Genomic DNA, 21,099 nt, shown 5'->3' with positions numbered 1-21,099 from the left:
GAAGTTGCCAGCCTTGCGCTGAACGAGCGCTTACCAGCATTATACCCGCTCGCGCCATCGCGCAACCTTCCAGGCCAGCAAGGGTTATGCTAAGGTTTCTGAGGCGCCGGACCGTCGAAAGGATCGATCGTGCAACGCAAGCTTGTTGGCTACCTGATGATGCTCGTGATCGGCGCCGGCGCGGGCGCAGCGATCGCCTCTTGCCGCGAGCAGAAGACCAGCGCCCCTTCCGCCGCCCACTCCCAGGCACCGGTCGCACCGAGCGCGCGGCCGATCTCGGGGGCGCTACCGGTCGGCAGTGAGCGGATCGCGGACCTGGCCGAGCGCGCGGCCCCCGCGGTCGTCAACATCGACACCCTCACCCGGCAGCGCCGCCGCAGCGGCGACCCGTTCGAGGATTACATCTTCGGCCCCCAGGAGACCCTCCAGAAGGGGGTCGGCTCGGGCTTCATCGTCGATCCCAGCGGGATCGTCGTCACCAACCACCACGTGGTGCGCAACGCCACCCGGCTGACCGTGACCCTCAACGACGGCCGCAAGCTGCCGGGCCGCATCGTCGGCCGGGACCCGGCCACCGACATCGCCGTGGTCCAGATCGAGGGCAAGGACCTCCCGACCCTCTCGCTCGGCGACAGCCACCACCTGCGCGTCGGCGAGTGGGTGGTCGCCATCGGCAGCCCCCTGGGCCTCTCCAAGACGGTCACCGCCGGGATCATCAGCGCCCTCAACCGCGACGTCTCGATCAGCGAGCGCGTGAGCTTCATCCAGACCGACGCCGCCATCAACCCGGGCAACTCGGGCGGCCCCTTGATCGACATGGACGGCCGGGTGATCGGCGTCAACACGGCGATCGCCGCCCAGGCTCAGGGCATCGGCTTCGCCATCCCCGCCGACACCGTCCGGGCCATCGTCGAACAGCTGCGCGCCAAGGGCAAGGTCGAGCGGGCCTGGATCGGGGTCAGCATCGCCGAGCTGACCCCCGAGCGGGCCGCCCAGCTGGATCGCGCGGTCGAGCCCGGCATCCTGGTGCAGCAAGTGATCCCGAGGGGGCCGGCCGCGCGCGGCGGCCTGCAACCGGGCGACGTCCTGGTCGAGGTGGATTCGCGCAAGCTCGAGAAGCCCTCCGACCTGATCCGGTACCTCTCCGACAAGAAGGTGGGCGAGACGGTGTCGGTGCGCGTGAGCCGCAACGGACAGCGCAAGACCCTGAAGCTCCAGTTGGATGCCCTGCCCGAAGAGGCCGCGCAGCCGCGCTTAGAGTAACCCTCGTCAAAACCGACCAACAAGATCAGACGCCTCGGCCGGGGCAACCCTCCCTTGCTCGCTTTAGCATCGAGGAGCCTTTTCGAGTTGCGAGGTGCTCTCCATGCCAAAGCGTCGTTTCGGCCTCTTCGCCGCCGCCCTGCTGCTCGCCGGCTGCCCTGGCGCCGGTGGTCCCGACCCGGGCTCCTCGGGGCCGCCCCTGCGCGAGCCGGGGGTGACCTTCCCGATCAGCGGCGAGCTGATGGCTCCAAAGGCCTTCCTCAGCACCACCGAGAAGGTGGGCCAGATCCTCGTCTTCAAGCCCGAGGCCTTGGCGGGCCAAACGATCTACCTTGCCGATGCCAAGCTCCAGCCCCTCAAGGATGGCCCCACGGTCAAGACCGACACCGCGGGCAAGTTCACGATCCAGTCGCCCGAGCGCGCGGGCTTTCTCATGACCCGGGTGGGCTCCATGTCGGTCCCGCTCGCCGCCTTCTATCGCGAGAAGACGAGCTCCAAGATCTCCGCCGGGAGCACCATGGTCGCCTGGAAGATCTCCCAGGACATGGCAAGCCGCTCGATCCCCATCACCACCCTCGACCCCGCCAAGATCGCCAAAGCCAATCAGCTCATCGAGGCGGAGCTCATCAAGAGCGGCGCCGGAAAGCTGAAGCCCGACTTCTCGCTGGATATCTGGGTCCGGGCGATGGACGATTACCCCCTCAAGGAGCAGGGGGAATACGCGAAGGCCTTCAACGAGATCATCCCCCAGTCGGTGGGCCCCAAGCCCACCAGGTAGGCTCAAAGCAAGCGGCCCAGGACCCAGTGCGGGTCCTGGGCCGCTTGCCGCATGAAGAAAGCCCGAGGAACCAGTGGTTCCTCGGGCAGTGGAGATGGTGGGAATTGAACCCACGTCCCAAAAGACAACCATAGCGGCGTCTACGAGCGTAGCCTGGGGTACGTTTCACCTGCCACGCGCCCCCTCGGCGCGGCCCGTGTCAGGATAGTTCGCTAGGCTTAGGCCGACTCAGCGAACAAATCGGTCGGCAGCAGCCGGTCAAAGTGACCCATCATCCCGACCGGCGGGGGACGATGAGTGTCCCTTAACTCGCTACTTACGCAGCGAGGGCAGCGGCCTGACGGCCACCAACCGAGGGAAGCGCAAAGACGTTAGCTTTGGCACTTGTTTTTTTTGCCATCGGATTTAGCGGGATCGGACGACACTCCCGGCTCGCAGCCCCTACCATCGCACTCCTGGTCGAAACCGTGACATCCCCGTAAGGCGTCACCGTACCAGTTACTGGACAGTAACAGCATGTGAAGTATAGCTCCGCCACCCCCCGGGTGGCAATAGGCAACCGAGGGTAGAGCGCCGAACAAAACGGCTCCTGTTGCCAGGAGCCGCAGGCGGCCAACGGTCGTCACATGCCGGGTTGTGCTAGACGCTCTTAGTGGGAGCGCAGGAGGCGCTCGTCCAGCGGAGGCCACCCCAGCTGCCGGCACACGGACTGGGCCAGATCGTAGGGGGTGAACTGGGGCACCTGCAGGGCCATGCCGAACATGGCGTCAGACGGGGTCGAGCCGCGGGTGCAGCGCTCGTGGCACGAGGTGTAGAGAGCCTCGACGATCTGGGGCAGGTCGCGGACCGAGCGCCCGGCCTTGAGGAGCTCGCGCAGGCAGAGCATGAACTCGCCGCGGGTGACGAAGCGGCTCAAGAGCTCGTCGGCCAGCTCGCGGCCGTAGAGGCGCAAGCGGCGGTCGAGGGCGAAGCTCAGGCTGTCGGGGGTCACCAGGCGGTAGAGGTTCTTGCGCAGGACCACCTCCAGGTGCTCCAGGAGCATCTCGTCGGCCGAGACGCCCTGCTGGGCCGCCTGCTCGAGGGTCTGGGGGATCCACGCGACCAGCTGGCCGGTGGCGGGACGCTCACCGACGCGGGCGGCCTTGGCCTGCTCGGGCGAGAGGGACTCGGGGTCCACCCCCATCATGCCGGGCATGACGATGCCCTCGGCGACGGCCTGGCCCCAGACGAAGAGGCGGTAGCCCAGCGGCGTGAGGCCGGGGTTGTCGCGGAACTGGACCCCCGGGATGACCCACCCCATCTCTTCGGCGAGCTTGACCCGGAGCATGACGATGCCGTCCATGAGGGTGCCGCCCGAGCTCGCATCGACCAGGCCGATCAGCTCGGAGCCGACCTCCACCCGGATGGGAGGGGCGTTGAGGCCCAAGAGCACCGCCTCGGGATCGCGGATCGGGTCGTCGTAGGGCATCTCCTGGGCGACACCGTCGCGATGAGCAGGAGCCAACCAAGGGAAGAGCTTGGCGAAGGTGCGGCGCAAGGGGTGGTTCGGCATAGGGGTCAAAACTCCTGAAGGGGGACGGCCCCTTGGTTTATACCCCGAAATTGCTGTTTGCTTGCTTCGTTCCGAGGCTTTCTAGCGCTCGCTTCCGGTCAGGCGGCAGATCGGGCAGGAGTCGCTCGTAGGCGGCACCAGCGCCCCGCAGGAGGCGCACGGTCGATACCCCGCCTTCTCCTTGGCCGCCCTGCGCCGGGCGACGGCCGAAAGCAGGTCGCGGGCCGCCTCGGCCAGGTCGGGGTCCGACACCCGAGAAGCCACTTCCTCGGCGATCGCCTGCTCCTCTTCGGGGCTCAGGGGCTCTTTCGGCAGGACCGGCACCTGCTCGATCTCGGGGGCCTCGTAGGCCTTGCGCTCCTGCCAGGTGGGAGCCACCTGGTAGCGCACGTCGCGGATCAGGCCCTTGCCCAGGTGCTGGTCGAGCGCCTTGAGGATCCGGGGCTTGAGCATGGTCAGCTCGTTGGCCCAGGCCGAGGAGGCCGCCTCGACGAAGAGGACCCCGCCACGCAGGAAGCGAGGCCGGGTGCGCGCGGCGATCGCCTCGCCCACGATCGTCGGCCAAAGGGCGAAGACGCGGCCGGCGGCGACGGCGTCCTCGGCCTTCCACTCCTTGAGGCTCTTGGCCAGAAAGCGTTGGAGCCGCTGCATCAGGAGGCCCAATCCCGATAGAGGAGCCGATAGATCCAGTAGGTCTGGATGCTGCGCTTGACGTAGCGGCGGGTCTCGGGGAAAGCCGCCTCCAGGGCCTCGGGCTGGCGCTTCCAGCGCGCCACGTTGCCCTCGCCCCCGTTGTAGGCGGCGAGCATGGCGTGGAGATCCCCGGGGAACTGGCGGCGCAGGTAGCTCAGGTACCAGCACCCCAGCTGGATGTTGGTGTCCGGGTCCTCGAGCCAATCGACCGCAAAGTCGCGCATGGCGACCTTGCGCGCGGCCCACTCGGCGGTCGAGGGCATCAGCTGCATGAGACCCCGGGCCCCCACCCGCGAGCGGGCCCGAGGGGCGAAGCCGCTCTCGACCCGCATCACGGCGACCACCAGGAGCGGATCGAGCGAGTAGCGCTCGGCCTCGCGCTCGATGGCCTCGCGGTAGGGGAAGGGGAAGAAGAGCCGTCCGGCGGCGACCGCCAAGGGGCGCGCGCTCGCAAGCAGAACCGCGCCCACGACGAGGGCGAGGACGAGGCGACGCCAGCGCGCGCGAGGGCGGACGGAAGCTCTGGTCATGGGGGTCATGCTACCACGCGCTAGCCCAGGCCCTCGGCCTGCAGGGCCGCCGCGATCTGGGCGTCGAGCGCCTCGAGGATGCCGGTGTTGTCGATGATCCGGTCGCTCAGCGCGAGCTTACGCTCGAGGGGCCACTGAGAAGCGATGCGGGCGTCGGCCTCGTCCTCGCTCAGCGCGTCGCGTGCCACCAGCCGCTCGCGCTGCATGTCGGGCGGCACGCTGACCGTCCAGACCGTGTCGGCCATGGTCTGCATCCCGGTCTCGAAGAGCAGAGGGACCACCAAGACCGCGAAGGATGGCGGGGTGGGGCGCTGACGGAGAGCGTCGAGGGCCCGGGTCATGGCGTCCTTGACCGCGGGGTGGACGATGGCGTTGAGGCGCTCGCGCGCAGGCTCGTTCCCGAAGACGCGGCGGGCCAGGGCGGCGCGGTCCAGGCGGCCGGCCGGATCGATCACCTCGGGGCCGAAGGCCTCGGCGATCGCTTCGAGGGCGGGGGTCCCGGGCTCGACCACCTCGCGGGCGACGCGGTCGGCGTCGATCACCGCACCACCCCGCTCAGCCAAGAGGTTCGCCACCGTCGTCTTGCCGGAGGCGATTCCCCCGGTCAGGCCGATGACCTTCATCGCGTGGCCGCGAGTTGCTCGTGCACCACCGCGCCCAAGGTGGAGAGGTCAGCGGGCAGGCCGAAGGTCTCGGCGTTGACCGTCCGGTACCGGAAGTGGCGGTGCGTCAGGCTGTAACGATCCCAGGTGTTGAAGCGGGGCCCCATGAGGCGATCGATCAGGCCGAGGAACGGCGTGAGATCGAGCCGTGGGAAGCTCGGGCGGCGGCGGCCGAAGGCCTCGCACATCTGAGCGATCATCTGGTCCACGCTCAGCTCGGGGTTGCCCAGTACCAGCCAGCGATCCGCGACCTCGTGCGCCAGGACGTGCTTGACGATCCGCGCGATGTCGCGGGCGTGGATGAAGTGGAGGGTCCCCTCCAGGGTCAAGAAGCGGGCAAGCGAGAGCCAGCGGTCCACGTCCGAGAGGCCAGACGAGAGGTGGGAGACGGGGTACCGTTTCCCACCCCCGAAGATGAGGGTCGGGAAGATCGCCACGATCTTGTCGGCCAAAGGATGGCCCGAGAGCTGCTCGCAGGCCTGGTACTTGCTGCGGATGTAGTCGGTGCCGTGGTCGCCGGCCGCCTTCAGGAGCTGGTTGTGCTCGTCCAGCACGCTCGCGGTCGCAAAGTAGACGAGGCGCTTGATCCGCGCAGGATCCGCCAGCTCGAACATGCGGAAGGGGATGCGGTGGTTGACCTCGTAGCTCACCGCCTCGCCCCAGGCGGCCGCCACGTGGATGATGTGGTCCATCCGGCCGAGCAGCTCCGCGTGGCGCTCGATGTCCATCAGGTCCCCGGTGACGATCGAGACGTTGGGGCGATCCTGGTAGTTGAAGCGCAGGCGCGAGACGTCGCGGACCAGGAGGTGCAGGTGGTAGCGCGGATCGTCGGCGAGGGCGTCGAAGAGGTAGTGGCCGACGCAGCCGCTGATCCCGGTGATGAAGACGTGTTCGGTCATGCCAGGGTTTTAGCTTCTTTCGTGTCCTGAGAGGCGCCCAGGCGCTCTACGATCCGGTCGGCGGCGCGCCCGACGGCCCCCGGAGTACCCAGCTTGGCGCGGACGGCCGCAAGCCGCGCGACCATCCGGGCGCGATCGCCCGGGTTCTGCAGGAGCCTGAGGACCTCCTCGGCCATGCGCGCACCGTTCGCCTCGCCCTGCAAGAGCTCGGGGACGATCCCCTCGTCCATCACGATGTTGGGCAGGGTCACGTGGGCTCCGCGCATCAAGCGCTTGGCGATGAAGGCCGCAAGGCCCCCAATCTTGTAGGCGGCCACCACGGGGGTGCCGACCACCGCGGCCTCGAGCACCACCGTGCCGGAAGCGGCGAGCACCACGTCCGAAAGGCGCATCAGGGCCATGCCGCTCACGTCCGAGACGAGCTTCACCCCCACGCCCGGGCGCTTGGCGCGCAGGCTCGCCACCAATTCGGCGAGATCGGGGCTCGCCACCGGCAGCAGGAACTGCACCCGGGGGTTGGCGGCGAGGATCTGCTCGCAGGCCTCGAGCATGGGCGGCAGCAGGCGGCTGAGCTCCATGCGGCGGCTACCGGGGAAGAGGGCGACGATGGGCTCCGCCACGTCCACCCCCAGGCGATGGGCGAGGGCCCCGCGCTCGTCCGGCGGCACCATGTCGAGCAGGGGATGGCCGATGAACTCCACGTTGGCCCCGGTTTTCCGGTACGCCGCGGCTTCCTTCTCGAAGATGGCGAGGATCAGGTCCGAGACCTCGGCGACCTTGCGGCAGCCGCCCGGCAGGCCCCAGATCCACTCCTGGGGCGAGATGTAGTAGACGGTGGGGATCCCGAGGGCCTTGGCCGCCCGCGCGATCTGCATGTTCATGCCCTGGTAGTCCACCAGGACCACCACATCCGGCCGCGTGGCCACCAGCGCCTCGCGGACCTCGGAAAGGGTCTTGGCGATGGGGCGCAGGCCCGGCAAGTGCTCGAGCAGGCCGACCGCGCTGTAGCGGGTGACGTCCCAGCGCACCTCGACGCCTGCCTGGCGCATGCGGTGGGATCCGACGCCCCAGACCTGCAGGGCGGGAACACGCGTCAGGAGGGCTTCGACCAGGCGCGCGGCGTGCAGATCCCCGGAGACCTCGCCCGCGGAGATGAAGACGGTGGGGACGCGGTCCATGCTAGGCGCTGGCCTCGGCTCCCGAGGCGCGATTCGAGCGACCGACCACCCCGCGCTCCGACGACTCCACGAAGGCGATCAGGTGACGCAGGTAGGGGGAATCCTCGAGCTGGGCGATCGCTTCGAGCGCCTGGGCGAAGTTGAGATCGGAGCGGTACATGAGCTTGTAGGCGCGCTTGATGAGGGTGCGCTCCTCCTGCCCGAGGCCCCGACGCCTGAGGCCGATCACGTTGGGGCCCAGCACCTTGGGGGGGGCGCCCTCGATCAGCATGTAAGGGGGCACGTCCTGGGTCACTCGGCTCATGGCGCCGACCATGGCCATGGTGCCGATCCGGCAGAACTGATGGATGCCCGCGAGCCCACCGATGATGGCGTAGTCCTCGACCGAGACGTGGCCGGCCAGGGTGGCGCAGTTGGACATGATGACCTGGCTGCCGATCACGCAGTTGTGGGCCACATGGACGTAGGCCTGGAACATGTTGTCGTCACCGATGCGGGTCTCCTCGCCCATGCCGGTGGCGCGGTTGATGGTGACGCACTCGCGGATGATGTTGCGATCGCCGATGACGGTGTAGGACTCCTCGCCGCCGAACTTGAGGTCCTGGGGGACCCCGCCGATGATCGCGCCGCTGAAGACCTGGCAATCGACGCCCATGGTGGTGTAGGGCTCGATCACGGCATGGGCGCCGATGACGGTGCCCGCCCCGATCGAGACGTGCTCGCCGATGACGGCGTAGGGGCCGACCTTGACCCCGTCGCCCAGGCGCGCGCCCGGGTGGATAACCGCGGTAGGATGGATTTCAATCACGTCAATCGACCAGTGCAAACATCAGCTCGCCTTCCGTGACGAGCGCCTCTCCGACTCGCGCCTCGACCTTGATCCGGCAGACCTGGCCGCGAATCTTGATGAGTTCCGCCTTCATGATGAGCTGGTCGCCCGGCAGGACGGTGCGGCGGAAGCGAACGCCGTCGATGCCCGCGAAGAGCGCGAGCTTGCCGTGATACTCCTCGAGCTGCAAGAGGACGATGCCGCCCACCTGGGCCATGGCCTCGACGATCAGCACCCCGGGCATCAGGGGCCGCTCGGGGAAGTGCCCCGTGAACTGCGGCTCGTTGACGCTCACGTTCTTGATGGCGACCGCCCGCTCACCGGGCACGACCTCGAGCACCCGGTCCACCAGCAGGAACGGGTAGCGGTGGGGCAGGATCGACATGATCGCGTTGATATCGAGGGTCTTGGGGGGCACAGCGGCAGCCTCAGCGAGCATGGTGGGCATAGACGGATTCCTCCTTGGCGCGATCGCGGCTGGCAAGACGCTGCAGCTGCTGGGCGAGGGCGACGTGCAGGGGATGGCCGGCCTTGGCTGCCGTGACCGAGCCACGCCACTCGAAGCCGCACAGGGCCAGATCCCCGATCAAATCCAGGGTCTTGTGGCGGACGCACTCGTCGGCGTACCGCAGGGTGGTCATGGGGCCGTCGTCGGCGATCACCACCGCGTTGTCCGGGGTGCCGCCCTTGGCGAGGCCCGCCTTGCGCATGGCCTCGACTTCGGCCAAAAAGCAGAAGGTGCGCGCCGAGGCGAGCTCCGAGGCGAAGCCCTCCTCGCTCAGGTTCCCCTCGAAGAGCTGGGCACCGGCGTGGGGGTGGCCGTAGTCCACGATGCAGGTCAGCTCGGCCTCGCCGCTCTCAGCGGGTTGGTAGATCACGGAGCGATCGCCACGCTGCACCTCGAGCTTGTCCTGGATCATGAGAATCCGGCGCGGAGCGTTCTGCTCGACGCGGCCGGCCTCCCGGATGGCCTCGATGTAGGCGATCGAGCTACCGTCCATGATGGGCAGCTCGGGGGAGTCGATCAGCACCTCGACGTTGCAGACCCCCATCACGTAGAGGGCGGCCATCAGGTGCTCGACGGTGCCCACCCGGACCCCGTCGAAGCCGAGGGTGGTCGAAAGGGTGGTCTCGACCACGTGGTCGGCCAGGGCCGGGATCGGGGCAGAACCGGGCAGGTCGGTGCGCAGGAAGCGGATCCCGCTGTGGGGATCGGCGGGCAGGAGGGTCATGGTGACGCGTGCGCCGGAGTGCAGGCCAACGCCCTCGAAGGTGACCGGACGGGCGAGCGTCCACTGTAGGGTGCGGTCCAACGGCATGAGTCTCCTGAGGCGCTAGGGCGAAAGGACGGCGAAAAACTCGGCAAGACCACCGGGGCCCGAGTAGGGCAACTCCAGCGTGACCTCGGCCGAGCCGTCGGCGAGCTCCTGACCGGTGACGCGGGCCCGCGCGATCAGGTCGCGCAGGCGCTCACGGGCCTTGGGCTTGGCCTCGAGGCGATCGCGCACGGTCGGCTTACCCGGTCCCACCGGCAGGTCCAGGACAGCAGCGAGCAAGCGACGCTGAGCCAGGGCCATGGCGTTCTGCCGGGCGACCTCGCGGGCGCCGGAGCGCTCGGTGACCCCCAAAGGAGGCAGACCAATGGCCGTCACCCGGACGTAGCCCCCCTCCTGCAGGCGAACCTCGCCGTTGGGGATGGGCGCGGCCTGGACCGGCACGGAGAAGGCTCCGAGCGCGAGCGCAAGCCCGGTGAGGATCGCCGCCTGTCGGAGCCCGAACGCCATGTCGCCCCTCCTTCAGAGCATCTAACAAAACCAGGCATGTTTCGACCGTTGGCCGCCGTGGGCGGCTGTTTTGTTAGACCCTCTGGCCCTCCTGGATGGCGGAAATCGCAGCCTGCAAGGCCTTGACCTGATCCGCCAACTCGCCCAGGCGCTCGATCTGCGCCTGGCGGCGCAGCTCCTCGCGGTGAGGGCGCGCGGGAAAGCCCGAAACCATGACCCTCGACGGCTGGCTCTTGGTGACACCGGCCTTGGCCGCTACCACCGTGTCCGCGCCGATCGTCAAGTGCCCGGCGATGCCGGCTTGACCAGCGATCGTGACCCGATCCCCGACGGTGACCGAGCCGGAAATGCCCACCTGAGAGACCAGAAGGGCATTTTCCCCGATGCGGACATTATGGCCGACGTGCACAAGGTTGTCAATTTTGGTTCCTTGGCCGATTACCGTCATGCCGATGGTCGCGCGATCGATGGTCACGTTGGCCCCGATCTCCGCGTCGTCCTGGACCTCGACGATGCCGATCTGGGGCATCTTGAGGTGCGTCCGGTCCGGCAGGGTGACGAAACCGAAGCCGTCGGACCCGATGACGGCCCCCGGCTGGACGATCACCCGGTCTCCCAGGCGGCAGCCCTCGCGGACCACCACGTTGGGGTAGAGCACGCAGTCCTCGCCCACATGGACGTCCTCGCCGAGGACCACCCCCGGGTGCAGGACGGTCCCTCGTCCGACCCGGGCGCGGGCGCCGACCGTCACGTTGGGCCCGACGCTCACCCCGGAGCCGAGCGTGGCGCTCGGATCGACCACCGCGCGCTCGGAGCACTGCGGTGCGGGCTGCTCGGGGGCGAAGAGGGCCAGGGTGCGGGCCATGGCCTCGCGCGGGGCCTTCACGACCAGGGTGGCCTTGCCCGTAACGGGCGAACGAGCCACCACGGCCCCGGCCGCGCAGGCCTCGATGGCCTCCAGGTACTTGTCCTCGACCAGAAAGACGAGATCCTGCGGCTGCGCGTCCTCGGGGTTCGCCACCCCGGCGATCGCAAAGGAGGCATCCGTCTCGCTGACCGTGCCGCCGAGGTGCTCGGCGAGGTCCTGAAGCGTCAAGCCCGCCATGTTACTTGTTGAGGTTCTTGAGGACGTCGCTGGTCAGGTCCGTCCCGCCGTAGAGGATCACGGCCTTGTCGAGGACGGTGCCGAAGCCCTTGGCCTTGGCGACCTGGGCGATGGCCGCCTCGATCTGCTTCTTGATCTTGCCCGACAGCTCGCGGTCGAGGGCCTCGACCTTCGCCTTCTTGGGCTTCAGCTCGTCCTCGTACTTCTTCTGCATCTTGGCGACTTCGTCGGCGCTCTTGCCGGCCTTGCGGGCCTCTTCGAGCTTGCGCTGCGCGTCGACCAGCTCCTCCTGGTAGTCCTGCGCTTCCTTGCGGAAGCGGTCCTGGGCGGACTGGGCGCCCTTGTAGCTCTGGAAGACCTTCTGGGTGTCCACGTAGGCGATGGCGCCGGGGGCCGCCGCCTGCGCCATCGCGGGGGCCGAGACCATGAGGCCCGCGGCGAGGGCGAGACCCGCGAAGGCTGAAACCATCCGTTTAAACATGTCGTTCTCCTTGTGCGTGAGCGAAAGCTAGAATTTTTGACCGATCGAGAAGTGGATCTGGCCGGCTTCGCCCCACTTCTTGAGGCCGTAGTCGAGGCGCAGGGGGCCGAGCGGCGTGTTGAGGCGAACGCCCACGCCGTAGCCCGAGCGGGCGCGCTCCCAGCCGAAGTTCTGCTGGGCCTGATCCCAGAAGAGACCCGTGTCGCCGAAGACCACCCCCGAGAGGATGTTGACGATGGGGAAGCGGTACTCGATCGAGCCCAGGGTGAACGAATCGCCGGCGAACGCCTGACCGGGGGCGGCACCCTGGTTGGCCGCGTTGGTCAGGTTGAGGCCTTCGGGCCAGCCGCGGACCATGTAGTTGCCGATCGAATAGAAGCGCTCGTAGGGCGGGATGTTGCCGCCGAAGGGCGTCTGCATGGTGCCCAGCTTCCAGCCCACGGCGAGGGTGTGCCCCAGCCACAGCGGGAAGTAGCGATTGAGGTCCAGCTGCAGGCGGGTCATCTTGAGATCGCCCAGCCCCGGCACGTACTGGTCCACCATGGCGGTGTTGAACCAGCCGGTGTTGGGGTTGAGGATGTAGTCCCGGCTGTCGAAGGTCACGGTGTAGCCGACGCTGGTGGACAGATCCGCATCACGCCCGACGCCCGGGGCGTGGGGCTGGCCCGTGATGGTGTTCAGAGGTTGCGTGTACTCCGCGCCACCCTTCAGGCTGATCCGTTCCAGCTTCAGGCGCCAGGCGCCGCGCCACTGAGCCGTGACGGGGTCCTGACCGAAGAGGGGCTGACCGAAGGACAGGGCCGTACCCTGGCGCTCCTCGAGGAACGAGGCGTAGTAGTTGAAGAAGCGCCGCGCGTAGAGGCTCGCGCCGAACGAGGTGTGGTTGTCGTCGATCCAGGGGTTGAAGTAGTTGAGCTCGGCGGCCCAGTTCTTCGAGATGGTCAAATCCGCGCTCACCGACTGGCTGCGCCCGAGGAGGTTGTCCTTGCGCAGGCTCAGGATGCCGAGCGGGCCGTCACGGTTGCTCCAACCGGCCGAGAGGTTGAAGGTGCCGGTCTGCTTCTCCTTGACGGTGACGATCACGTTGACCTTGGTCGGGTCGCTCGAGGCCGGCTCGTACTTGATGCCGATGTCCTCGAAGTAGTTGAGGTTGTAGACCCGGCGCAGGTCGTCCTGCATCCGGCTGAAGTTGTAGATGTCGCCTGGCTTGAGGGTGATCTCGCGGCGGATGACGTAGTCCTGGGTCTCGTCGTTGCCCGTGATCTGGATCTCATTGATCGTTCCCTCGGCGATCTTGAGCATGAGCTGGCCGTCCGGGCTGACCTGCAGGTCCACGATCCGCGCGAGCACGTAACCCTTGTCGGCGTAGCGCTTCTCGAGGTTCTTGATCGCCTCCTGGACGTCCTTGAGGTTGATCACGCGGCCCTTCATGGCGTCGAAGGGCTTCTCGAGCTCGCTGGCCGGGAAGAGGGTCGCCCCGTCGAGGGTGACGCCCTTGAGGACGGGGTACTCGACCACGTGGATGATGAGGCGCTCGCCGCCCAGGACCGGCTGGGTCGAGGCGGTCGGCGGGTGGAAGTAGCCAAGGCCGTAGATTCGCTGGAGGGCCTCCTCGACCTGGGCCCGCGTCACGTCTTGCCCCGCGTGGATGGGGATCGACAGCAGGATCGTTTCCTCGGAAACGGTCTTGTTACCGCGGATCTGGATGTCCACCAGGTGGATCTTGGGGCCTTCGTCGACCTGGGGAGTCAGCGAGGGAGTCGCCCCGGGGGTGGCGCTCGGCGTCGCCGCGGGAGCCGTGGGCTCAGCGACCGGCTTGGCCGGGGGGGCCTTCTTGGGTTGTTGCTGCGAGGCCGGGGGCTGCTTCGCAGCCGGTGCGGACAGGGCGGGCTCGGGCGAGACCGCGCCGATCCCCGTGAGGACCAGCAGGGCCGCCAAGGCCGCGCGCAAGCCCCGCCCCCCGGCGAGGTTCGTCTTCGAAATCAATTGGGCGCCTCTCTCGTGTCATGACTACCGGAAGCTCCGGTCCAGCGGACATTATAGGGGGTGCGAGGTCGATTCGCAATTTGAGGGGGATCCGGACCGATCCCATGACGAGAGAGGCCGCGTCGAAGTTCCGAAAAGCCTATTCGATCCCGAGGGCCACGACCCAGCCGCCGCCCCGACGCGCCACCCCGGCGCGCCGCTGGCGCAGGTGGACCACGTAGGCCACCAGGGTCGCGAGCGAGAAGGCCGCGAGCAGCATGAAGCCCGCATGGCCCATCAGGAAGGCGAGCGAGTGGGGCCCGAGAAAGCCCGTCTTGAGCCAGTACAGGAGGATCCCGAGCATCAGGGCGTGCTCGGCGAGCATGAACTGACGGCCGAAGCGCTCCTCCTCGTAGAACGAGATGGGGCTCTTGAACTTCCAGGGGACGAGGGGCCAGAAGTGCGGATGGCTGCCTTCGCCGTGGGTCAAGAAGTCGATCGCAAGGTGGCTGGCCCAGCCCAGGCACAGCATCAAGAGCGGCGGGCAGCAGAAGAAGGCAAGAAGGCTCACGGCCGCGAGCACCGGCACCGCGTGCAACGCGTCGACCGCACGACGCAGGGCGGGGATGCGGTAGACCTCGGTCTGGGCGGCGCGGTACGAGATCCCTCGCCGGGCGGCGAGGAAGGGGACCGCCAGGTAGTAGAGCGCATCAGGCAAAACCGAGCCTGCGACCGCAAGGCCGGCTCCGTCGACCTGGTGGAGCGCGGCGAAGGTGAAGAAGGCGTGGGAGTGAGTGTTCATCAAGGCCTCGCTGAAGGAAGGACGGGCTCATGATGCCAAAGGGCGTGCCCGGGCGCAGCGAAGAGGCGGATGATTTCGGCGTCACGTTTGGTGAAGACGGCAAGCAGCAAATCTGTTAGCATCCTGGCATGGAGACGCCGCTTGCGATCGCCTCGGGGCAGATTCTCGTCTACCACCTCTTCACGGTGGCGGACACCGTCGACCTGGACAGGCTCGGCCGCGCGCTCGGCGCGGACGCGGTGATCGCGCGCTTCACCCCGCGCCGCCCCACCCCCGAGTACCTCCAGTACCGCAACCCGCCCCTCACCTTCTCGCTGGGCACCCACACCCTGCACCCGCGCCCCGAGGAGGCCCTTCCCGCTCGGGTCAGCGCCAAGATCTTCGACTTCGGGGTGTTGGCCCTGCGGTGGGAGGTGCCGTGCCCGGCCACCTGGGACGGACTGGTGCAGGTCGCCGGCCGCTACATCGACAACCCCGCCATCGAGGTGCTGAGCCGCCAGATCCTGCACGACCTGCAGCCGCGGCTCGCCCCCTTCCTCAAGAACCCGCCGCGCGAGGCGCTCTTCGAGGACTACACCATCTTCTACGTGCAGGGCTTCGCCGAGACCCTCGACGCCGAGCACCTGCTCACCACCCGCGGCCCGAGCCTCGCCCAGCTCATGCGCGGCGAGGCCAAGGCCCTCTCGGCCGCCGAGCAAGCCGAGGTGCTCGGCAAGCGCATCAGCTACTTCGCCGACGACCTGGCCGTCATCGACTGGAACACCGCCTTCATCTACGACCCGGAGGGCGCCACCGAGCACATGGATGCCCTTGAGTTCGCCAACGCCGAGCTCCTGGAGCTGCGCTTCTACGACCGGCTTTTGGACGAGCAGCTCGACGCCATCTACCACGAGATCGAGCGGGGCCAGGCGCTGCCGCGGTGGAAGTCCTGGCTGCGCAACGATTACCAGCGCACCCAACAGCGCCTGATGGCCGTCACGGTGGACGTGATCGAGCTGACCGAGCAGATCGAGAACGCCCTCAAGTTCATCGGGGACCTGTACTCGGCCCGCATCTATCGAGCGATCGCCGAGCGCCTGCGCCTCAGCGAATGGGAGGCCTCTATCGATGGCAAGATCCGCACGGCGCAAGAGGTGTACCAGATGCTCACCGATCAGGTGAACACCCGGCGCTCGGTCGCCCTCGAGCTCATCATCATCCTGCTGATCGCCTTCGAGGTGGTCATGGCCCTGACCACCCGGCACTAAGCCTAGGCCTCGTTCGCCGCCCCCAGGCGCGCAGCGAGGGCCGCCTTGAGGTGCTCGAAGCGCTCGCGATACTCGCTCTGCCAGATGTTCTCGGTCCACATGACCAGCGCATCCTCGCCGTCGTCCTGGTAGTAGCCCTTGCGGCGGCCCAGGGCGGTGAAGCCGTACTTCTCGTAGAGCTTCCGCGCCCCGTCGTTGGAGACGCGCACCTCGAGGGTGAGCCACTTGGCGTCAGCCTTGGCGGCGTGCTCGATCAGGAACTGGAGCATGATCTCGCCGATGGAGCGCCGGCGCTCGGCCGGATGCACGGCGATGGTGGTGATGTGCGCCTCGTCGAGGATCAGCCAGTAGCCCGCGTACCCGACGATGCGATCGCCGTCGAGGGCCACGAAGTAGTTGCTCGAAGGGTTATCGAGCTCGCTGGCGAAGGTCTGGACGCTCCAGCGCTCACCGAAGCTGAGGCGCTCGATCGCCACCGCGTCGATCAGGTCGTCGTGGGTCATGGGGCGAATCGTGATCATCGGCCTTCCTCTACCTTGGGGGCGTACAGGGGCTGCCAGTTGGGGACCGCGCTCGGGGCGCGGAGGTACTCGGGCATCAGGGCCACCGCGTCCTCGTAGCGACCCTCGGCGAGCGCCCGGGCGCCGAGCTGGGCGACCGCGCCCGCCCGCAGGAGGTGGTCGGTCGGCACGAAGGCGCCGCCCGGCCAGCGGCCGGAGACCGCCTCGGGGTGATTGGCCGCCCCGTCGCCGACAAAGACCAAGGCCTCGGCCGCGGCGTAGGGCGCAAGGCGCTCCGTCCACTCGGCCACCGAGGCCAGCTCGGGGGGGATGAGGCATTCGAGGCCTTCCGGCCCCTTGCGGTAGAGGGCGCCGAAGGCGTCGCCGCGCCGGGCGTCGACCAGCGCGGCCACCAGGCCCACGGCGCTCGCCTGCTGGGCGAGGGCCTCCAGGGTCGAGACGCCGATCAAGGGCTTATCGAGGGCCTGCGCGATGGTCTTGGCGGCCGCGAGGGCCGTGCGCACCCCGGTGAAGCCACCGGGCCCGACGGCGACGGCGAGGGCCGAGAGGGCCGCAGGCTGGATGCCCGCCAGGCGGCACAGAGCGTCGACGGCGACCATCAGGCGCTCGGCGTGATGGCCCCGCGCGCCGGGGGAAGGGGCGACGAAGAGCTCGGCTCTGAGGTCGAGCCCCGAGGCCAGGGCGACGCCGAGGGTCTCGGAGGCGGTGTTGAGGCCGAGCACCCAGGGGGCGTCGGGAGACGGGCTAGGCCGGGGCATGGGCGCGGATCCGTTCGAGCCAGGCCTCGGCGTAGGGGCCGTGGGCCGTGAGGGTGGCGAGGCGGCCCTCGCCGGCGTGCTCCAGCGAGAGGACGAGGTGATCGGGCAAGGGGGCACCCTCCAGGCGCTCGGCCCACTCGAGGGCGCAAAGGCCGTCGCCGCGCTCCCAGTAGTCGTCGAAGCCTTGGGCCATGACGCCGTGGGCGTCGAGGCGGTAGAGGTCGAAGTGGTACAGCGGCACGCGCCCCTCGTGGTACTCGTGGAGGAGGTTGAAGGTCGGACTCGTCACCCGATCCTCGATCCCCAAGCCCCGCGCGATCCCCTGGGTCAAGCTGGTCTTGCCCGCCCCGAGGTCGCCCGAGAGCAGGATTATATCACCCGCCTGCGCGGTGCGCCCGACGGCCTCGCCCAAGCGCTGGGTCGCCGAGAGGTCTGAGAGGGGGATCCGGAGCGGAAGTGATGCCATCGTGCGCCATGCAAAAAGGCCTCCGAAGAGGCCGAAGGGGAAGAAAATAGGGCTCCGTCGGGCCGTGGACGGGAGTTTTTAGACCTGCTTAACAGCAGGTGGGTGCCCTCCTGACAAGCATCCGTTTCCGTCTGCGCGGACGGTCTACTTCAGCCACCAGAGCTCCGGGCGCCCGTTGTTTGAGATTGTAGCCCAAAAACTGGACCGTCTCATGCCCGACGAAGTTGCGGTCACCATATCACAGGTTGGCAGGGGTTGGCAAGAATCTGTTAAGTCGCATGAACACACCCGCTCACTCGATTCGGGCGCGCTCCACCCGCTTCAGGGGCAGTTGACCGTCGCTACCACCGATCACGTAGAGGTAGCGCCCGAGGACCTGGCTGGTGTGGCGCATGCTCGCCCCAGTCAGGGCCGTCTCGACGACGGGCGAAAACGAGCCCAGGAGTTGACCAGCACTTAGAGGCGCACGCTCCAAGGTCTTCTCGACCATGCCACTCCAGCCTCCGAGCACGTAGAGGGCACTCCCGATCACATGGCTCGTCGCCGAGCCCCGCTGCACAGTGAGGCTTGCGCTCGCCTGAGGGGTGAAGCTCCCGAGCGTACCGCCCGTCATGAACGAAGCCCGCTCGGTCTTCTCTTCCTCATCGCCGCCCAGGAGGTAGACAAAACCGCCCAGCAACTGAATGCTCGAGAAGACCCGGCCCGAAGCAGCCTGCGCCTCCGGCACAAGCTCGAAGGGACCGAGAGTACCATCCTCCCGGATGAGCGCTCGCTCGGTGGCGTTCTGGCGCTCCCCGCCTCCCCCCATCACGTACAGGTACTTCCCGACCACCTGACAGGTGGCGCCGTAGCGGGGCAGGGCGAGGGCCGCCTCCGGGTCGGGGGCGAAGGAACCGAGCACGCCGTTGGTGTTGATCACCGCTCGCTCCACCGTATTGAGGCTGACGAGATCCCCGTCCAGCCCCCCCAGCACGTACAGGTAGCTGCCCACTACCACGCTGCAGTGACCGAAGCGCGGGGTCGTCAGGCGCGAGTGCTCGACGGTCGAGAAGGGGCCTAACGTCCCATCGCTCGCGATCGCCGAGCGCTCCACCCCGTCGAGCGCGACACGCTCAACCAGGTTCGGCGACGTCTCTTCGCCCGTAAGCCCGCCGAGCACGTACAGATACGAGCCCACCACATTGCTCGTGTGCTCCGAGCGCGCCGTGCCGAGGGATACCCCCGGCACGAGCTGGAAGGCCCCGAGGCGCGAGCCGGCCGAGACGGGCGGAGCGGGAGTCGGAGTGGGCGAGACGCCGCTCCCCTCAGAAAGCGGCTCCTGCGTCTTCTGCACCCCCGCAGGGAGGTCGGACTCGCAGGCCCCGAGCGCGAGGGCGATCGCCAGGATGAGGAGCGATCGCCCGAGGCCGCCGGGAACGCTCGCCACGCTAGCGTGCCGTGGGCACGGTGAAGACGCGCAGGGTGATGGGATAGCCATTGGCGTCGTAGCCGCCGATCTTGACGTAGTAAACCTTGCCGGGAGCCAAGCCCTCAAAGGTCTTGGTGTGGGTCGTCTTGCGATCAGAGCCGTCCTCTGGCTCGGTCAGGCCTGCCGCCGTGGAGGCGGTGGCGGCCCACGTGTTCAGCGCGACCCCCGAGGTCCAGTCCAGCTTGATCGAGGTGCGGGTGTAACTGGCCTGGACCGCGTACGACACCGGGTAGGTCGTGAAATTGCCCACCGTGGGCGACACCACGGCGTTGCCAAGCGAGTCGTTCCCGCTCACGCGGTAGTAGTACTTCTTGCCCGGGTAGAGGGGCGTCGAACTCCCCAGGGTCAGCGAATGGTCACTGACAAGCTCCGAGTCCGTGAGGACGCTGCTCGAAGCGAGGTTCGGATAGAGGCTGAGTTCGACCTTGCTCGTCGTCGGGCGGCTGCTCTTCCAGCGCAGGAGCATCTTGTAGACGTCCGCGACCTTGCTGTCCGACGAAACGGGAACCCCGGTGACGCTGTTACCCGAGAAGGTGATGGGCAGGGTCTTGAAGGTGCGGGGGACGCTGAGGCCAGTCTCGGTACCCGCCTGGCCCTTGGGATCGGTCGCCGTCACCCGATAGTAGTAGGTGGTCCCCGCCTTCAGGTCGTCCAAGGTCACGACAGGCAAGCTGGCCATGCTGCTCGGCCCCTGGAACTTCCGGGAACCGGTGAAATCGGCGTTCTCCGAGACCTCCACCTCGACGACGACGGGCTCGCTGGCCTCCAGGCGCAAAGTCGCACCGCTGAGGCCGGGCACTGCCTGCAACAGCTTGATCGTGGGCGCCGGATCCGCCGGGGGGCTCATGAGAGCGAGCGCGGCATTCGCGTCGAGGCGCTTGATGCTCGAGGCGCCGCTCTTGTCCGTGTAGAAGGGGGTCGGCAAGGCAGCGCCCGTCGTCACGAGGGCCTGCTGGATCTCCTGCACGGTCCAGCCCGCGTGCTGGCTGCGCATCAGGGCCGCCACCCCGGCCACCAGGGGGCTCGCCATGCTGGTCCCCTGCTTGATCGAGTAGTTGCCGCTGGTGCTCGACGAGAGGTAGTCGGTCGAGAGGATCTCGGTGCCCGGCGCGGCCAGGTTCACCCAGGGGCCATAGTTGGAGAACGAGGCGCGCTTGTCGTCGCGGTCGGTAGCCCCGACCGAGATGACGCCCGGATAGCCCGCCGGATAGGAGGGGCGGCTCGTATTGCTGTTGCCCGCAGCGGCCACCACGATGACGCCCTTGCCGACCGCGTAATCGACGGCGTTGCGCTCGGTCTGCGTCGCCGTGGTCGAGCCCAGGCTCAGGTTGATGACCTTGGCGCCCTTCTGGACGGCGTGCACGATGGCGCTCGCGACCGCCGAGGAGGCCCCGCCCTTGAGACCCAGCGCCTTGATGGGAATGATCTTGCAGCCGGGAGCAGCCCCCACCACGCCCTGCGCGTTGGCGATAGCTGCGATGGTGCCGGCCACGTGGGTGCCGTGCCCCTCGTCGTCCATGGGGTCCGAGTCGTAGTTCTGGAAGTCGAAGCCCTCATCGACCAGGCAATTGTCCGCGAGGTCGGGATGCTTGTAGTTGACCCCGGTGTCGATGACGGCGACCTTGACGGCCGCCGAGCCGAGGGTCTTGGCCCAGGCGCCGGCCATGTTCACCTTTGAAAAGCCCCAGAGTTCACCGAGCTTAGGATCCGCGGGCAGGGCTGCCGCGTGGACCGTGTAGTCCGGCTCGGCGTACTCCACCTCGGGGTCCTCACGCAGCCGGCGCAGAAGAGCGGCCTGAGCCTCGAGCGAGTCCACCTTGAAGAGCTTGGTACGTGGCAACAACAGCTCGCGCACCAGGGGGACGCCGATGTCCTTACCCTCGAACCCAGGCTTGAAGCGCACGATGACCTCGTTGCGCTCAGAAAGGCCCTGTTGCTCAAAATCGGGCGTGCCGTCGGCGGCGAGCCCCAAGCCGCCGGCTTCATGGTTATTGGCAGGCAAGGAGGTGTTGAGGCCTGGCGGACGCAGCGCGCAACTCGTTGCGAGCAATGCTCCGAGCATCCATGCATAACGGTTCAACTTCATCCTTGAAACCCTCTCAAGCAGCCAAGCAGTGC

At 67.9% G+C, this 21,099-nt stretch carries 22 protein-coding genes and 2 other RNA genes; 3 read left to right on the top strand and 21 right to left on the bottom strand.

All coding sequences use genetic code 11. The annotated features are described in order from the left end of the window. Positions 1 to 129 precede the first annotated feature (129 nt). Entirely contained in the window at positions 130 to 1,263 is a 1,134-nt protein-coding gene (locus tag J7643_17925) for a trypsin-like peptidase domain-containing protein (GenBank protein ID MBO9542470.1), read from the top strand. 103 nt (positions 1,264 to 1,366) lie between these two features. Further along, positions 1,367 to 2,041, top strand: a complete 675-nt coding sequence (locus J7643_17920) for a hypothetical protein (GenBank protein MBO9542469.1) — start codon at positions 1,367 to 1,369, stop codon at positions 2,039 to 2,041. Between the two features lie 86 nt (positions 2,042 to 2,127). Here J7643_17920 and ssrA read toward each other — a convergent pair. From ssrA to J7643_17845, 15 genes are all read right to left on the bottom strand, one after another. Further along, positions 2,128 to 2,519, bottom strand: a transfer-messenger RNA (tmRNA) gene (ssrA, locus tag J7643_17915). A 171-nt stretch (positions 2,520 to 2,690) separates the two neighbouring features. Next, on the bottom strand, positions 2,691 to 3,593 hold the full coding sequence (locus J7643_17910; GenBank protein MBO9542468.1) for an FHIPEP family type III secretion protein: 903 nt from the start codon (positions 3,591 to 3,593) through the stop codon (positions 2,691 to 2,693). Between the two features lie 81 nt (positions 3,594 to 3,674). After that, positions 3,675 to 4,244 (bottom strand): DUF721 domain-containing protein, encoded by a 570-nt coding sequence (locus tag J7643_17905; protein ID MBO9542467.1) that lies wholly within the window; start codon positions 4,242 to 4,244, stop codon positions 3,675 to 3,677. Continuing rightward, a complete protein-coding gene (locus J7643_17900; protein ID MBO9542466.1) occupies positions 4,244 to 4,816 on the bottom strand; it encodes a transglycosylase SLT domain-containing protein in 573 nt (190 codons plus the stop codon). Before J7643_17900 ends, J7643_17905 begins: the two co-directional genes overlap by 1 nt. Before the next feature lie 20 nt (positions 4,817 to 4,836). Continuing rightward, complete coding sequence (locus tag J7643_17895) at positions 4,837 to 5,439, bottom strand: dephospho-CoA kinase (protein MBO9542465.1); 603 nt, start codon at positions 5,437 to 5,439, stop codon at positions 4,837 to 4,839. Then, the gene (locus tag J7643_17890) at positions 5,436 to 6,377 is read right to left on the bottom strand and encodes an NAD(P)-dependent oxidoreductase (GenBank protein ID MBO9542464.1); all 942 of its coding nucleotides are present in this window, start codon (positions 6,375 to 6,377) and stop codon (positions 5,436 to 5,438) included. Before J7643_17890 ends, J7643_17895 begins: the two co-directional genes overlap by 4 nt. Continuing rightward, complete coding sequence (gene lpxB, locus J7643_17885) at positions 6,374 to 7,555, bottom strand: lipid-A-disaccharide synthase (protein MBO9542463.1); 1,182 nt, start codon at positions 7,553 to 7,555, stop codon at positions 6,374 to 6,376. Before lpxB ends, J7643_17890 begins: the two co-directional genes overlap by 4 nt. Position 7,556: 1 nt before the next feature. After that, entirely contained in the window at positions 7,557 to 8,381 is an 825-nt protein-coding gene (gene lpxA, locus J7643_17880) for an acyl-ACP--UDP-N-acetylglucosamine O-acyltransferase (GenBank protein MBO9542462.1), read from the bottom strand. Next, positions 8,365 to 8,832 (bottom strand): 3-hydroxyacyl-ACP dehydratase FabZ, encoded by a 468-nt coding sequence (gene fabZ, locus J7643_17875; GenBank protein MBO9542461.1) that lies wholly within the window; start codon positions 8,830 to 8,832, stop codon positions 8,365 to 8,367. The genes lpxA and fabZ overlap by 17 nt, the downstream gene beginning before the upstream one ends. Beyond that, positions 8,813 to 9,697: a UDP-3-O-[3-hydroxymyristoyl] N-acetylglucosamine deacetylase gene (gene lpxC, locus J7643_17870; GenBank protein ID MBO9542460.1), complete on the bottom strand. Its 885-nt coding sequence runs from the start codon at positions 9,695 to 9,697 to the stop codon at positions 8,813 to 8,815. The genes fabZ and lpxC overlap by 20 nt, the downstream gene beginning before the upstream one ends. Positions 9,698 to 9,718: 21 nt before the next feature. Then, positions 9,719 to 10,168, bottom strand: a complete 450-nt coding sequence (locus tag J7643_17865) for a hypothetical protein (protein ID MBO9542459.1) — start codon at positions 10,166 to 10,168, stop codon at positions 9,719 to 9,721. 73 nt (positions 10,169 to 10,241) lie between these two features. Continuing rightward, on the bottom strand, positions 10,242 to 11,273 hold the full coding sequence (gene lpxD / locus J7643_17860) for a UDP-3-O-(3-hydroxymyristoyl)glucosamine N-acyltransferase (GenBank protein MBO9542458.1): 1,032 nt from the start codon (positions 11,271 to 11,273) through the stop codon (positions 10,242 to 10,244). Between the two features lies 1 nt (position 11,274). Continuing rightward, complete coding sequence (locus J7643_17855; GenBank protein ID MBO9542457.1) at positions 11,275 to 11,754, bottom strand: OmpH family outer membrane protein; 480 nt, start codon at positions 11,752 to 11,754, stop codon at positions 11,275 to 11,277. Positions 11,755 to 11,781: 27 nt separating this feature from the next. Beyond that, the gene (locus tag J7643_17850; protein ID MBO9542456.1) at positions 11,782 to 13,740 is read right to left on the bottom strand and encodes a BamA/TamA family outer membrane protein; all 1,959 of its coding nucleotides are present in this window, start codon (positions 13,738 to 13,740) and stop codon (positions 11,782 to 11,784) included. 139 nt (positions 13,741 to 13,879) lie between these two features. Then, a complete protein-coding gene (locus tag J7643_17845; protein ID MBO9542455.1) occupies positions 13,880 to 14,521 on the bottom strand; it encodes a hypothetical protein in 642 nt (213 codons plus the stop codon). Between the two features lie 128 nt (positions 14,522 to 14,649). Here J7643_17845 and J7643_17840 point away from each other — a divergent pair, with 128 nt between their 5' ends. Next, the gene (locus tag J7643_17840) at positions 14,650 to 15,768 is read left to right on the top strand and encodes a hypothetical protein (protein ID MBO9542454.1); all 1,119 of its coding nucleotides are present in this window, start codon (positions 14,650 to 14,652) and stop codon (positions 15,766 to 15,768) included. Between the two features lie 2 nt (positions 15,769 to 15,770). Here the strand turns inward: J7643_17840 and rimI are convergent, their stop codons facing one another. The 6 genes from rimI to J7643_17810 form a co-directional block, all read right to left on the bottom strand. Beyond that, positions 15,771 to 16,289: a ribosomal protein S18-alanine N-acetyltransferase gene (rimI, locus tag J7643_17835; protein ID MBO9542453.1), complete on the bottom strand. Its 519-nt coding sequence runs from the start codon at positions 16,287 to 16,289 to the stop codon at positions 15,771 to 15,773. Further along, complete coding sequence (tsaB, locus tag J7643_17830; GenBank protein MBO9542452.1) at positions 16,286 to 17,047, bottom strand: tRNA (adenosine(37)-N6)-threonylcarbamoyltransferase complex dimerization subunit type 1 TsaB; 762 nt, start codon at positions 17,045 to 17,047, stop codon at positions 16,286 to 16,288. Before tsaB ends, rimI begins: the two co-directional genes overlap by 4 nt. Further along, the gene (gene tsaE, locus J7643_17825; protein MBO9542451.1) at positions 17,034 to 17,513 is read right to left on the bottom strand and encodes a tRNA (adenosine(37)-N6)-threonylcarbamoyltransferase complex ATPase subunit type 1 TsaE; all 480 of its coding nucleotides are present in this window, start codon (positions 17,511 to 17,513) and stop codon (positions 17,034 to 17,036) included. Before tsaE ends, tsaB begins: the two co-directional genes overlap by 14 nt. A gap of 47 nt (positions 17,514 to 17,560) precedes the next feature. Next, positions 17,561 to 17,741, bottom strand: a non-coding RNA gene (gene ssrS, locus J7643_17820) — 6S RNA. A 64-nt stretch (positions 17,742 to 17,805) separates the two neighbouring features. Beyond that, positions 17,806 to 18,939, bottom strand: a complete 1,134-nt coding sequence (locus J7643_17815; protein ID MBO9542450.1) for a hypothetical protein — start codon at positions 18,937 to 18,939, stop codon at positions 17,806 to 17,808. Position 18,940: 1 nt separating this feature from the next. Beyond that, a complete protein-coding gene (locus J7643_17810; protein MBO9542449.1) occupies positions 18,941 to 21,067 on the bottom strand; it encodes a S8 family serine peptidase in 2,127 nt (708 codons plus the stop codon). Positions 21,068 to 21,099 lie beyond the last annotated feature (32 nt).

This window comes from bacterium, assembly GCA_017744355.1.
Lineage (GTDB): Bacteria > Cyanobacteriota > Sericytochromatia > S15B-MN24 > UBA4093 > JAGIBK01.
This window is presented reverse-complemented; position numbering and strand designations above follow the sequence as displayed.

Excerpts from the sequence above, each read along its gene's own strand:
- J7643_17920 (MBO9542469.1), top strand. The coding sequence starts at position 1,367 with ATGCCAAAGCGTCGTTTCGGCCTCTTCGCCGCCGCCCTGCTGCTCGCC.
- J7643_17910 (MBO9542468.1), bottom strand. The coding sequence starts at position 3,593 with ATGCCGAACCACCCCTTGCGCCGCACCTTCGCCAAGCTCTTCCCTTGG.
- J7643_17905 (MBO9542467.1), bottom strand. The coding sequence starts at position 4,244 with ATGCAGCGGCTCCAACGCTTTCTGGCCAAGAGCCTCAAGGAGTGGAAG.
- J7643_17900 (MBO9542466.1), bottom strand. The coding sequence starts at position 4,816 with ATGACCAGAGCTTCCGTCCGCCCTCGCGCGCGCTGGCGTCGCCTCGTC.
- J7643_17895 (MBO9542465.1), bottom strand. The coding sequence starts at position 5,439 with ATGAAGGTCATCGGCCTGACCGGGGGAATCGCCTCCGGCAAGACGACG.
- J7643_17890 (MBO9542464.1), bottom strand. The coding sequence starts at position 6,377 with ATGACCGAACACGTCTTCATCACCGGGATCAGCGGCTGCGTCGGCCAC.
- lpxB (MBO9542463.1), bottom strand. The coding sequence starts at position 7,555 with ATGGACCGCGTCCCCACCGTCTTCATCTCCGCGGGCGAGGTCTCCGGG.
- fabZ (MBO9542461.1), bottom strand. The coding sequence starts at position 8,832 with ATGCCCACCATGCTCGCTGAGGCTGCCGCTGTGCCCCCCAAGACCCTC.
- J7643_17865 (MBO9542459.1), bottom strand. The coding sequence starts at position 10,168 with ATGGCGTTCGGGCTCCGACAGGCGGCGATCCTCACCGGGCTTGCGCTC.
- lpxD (MBO9542458.1), bottom strand. The coding sequence starts at position 11,273 with ATGGCGGGCTTGACGCTTCAGGACCTCGCCGAGCACCTCGGCGGCACG.
- J7643_17855 (MBO9542457.1), bottom strand. The coding sequence starts at position 11,754 with ATGTTTAAACGGATGGTTTCAGCCTTCGCGGGTCTCGCCCTCGCCGCG.
- J7643_17845 (MBO9542455.1), bottom strand. The coding sequence starts at position 14,521 with ATGAACACTCACTCCCACGCCTTCTTCACCTTCGCCGCGCTCCACCAG.
- J7643_17840 (MBO9542454.1), top strand. The coding sequence starts at position 14,650 with ATGGAGACGCCGCTTGCGATCGCCTCGGGGCAGATTCTCGTCTACCAC.
- rimI (MBO9542453.1), bottom strand. The coding sequence starts at position 16,289 with ATGATCACGATTCGCCCCATGACCCACGACGACCTGATCGACGCGGTG.
- tsaB (MBO9542452.1), bottom strand. The coding sequence starts at position 17,047 with ATGCCCCGGCCTAGCCCGTCTCCCGACGCCCCCTGGGTGCTCGGCCTC.
- tsaE (MBO9542451.1), bottom strand. The coding sequence starts at position 17,513 with ATGGCATCACTTCCGCTCCGGATCCCCCTCTCAGACCTCTCGGCGACC.
- J7643_17810 (MBO9542449.1), bottom strand. The coding sequence starts at position 21,067 with ATGAAGTTGAACCGTTATGCATGGATGCTCGGAGCATTGCTCGCAACG.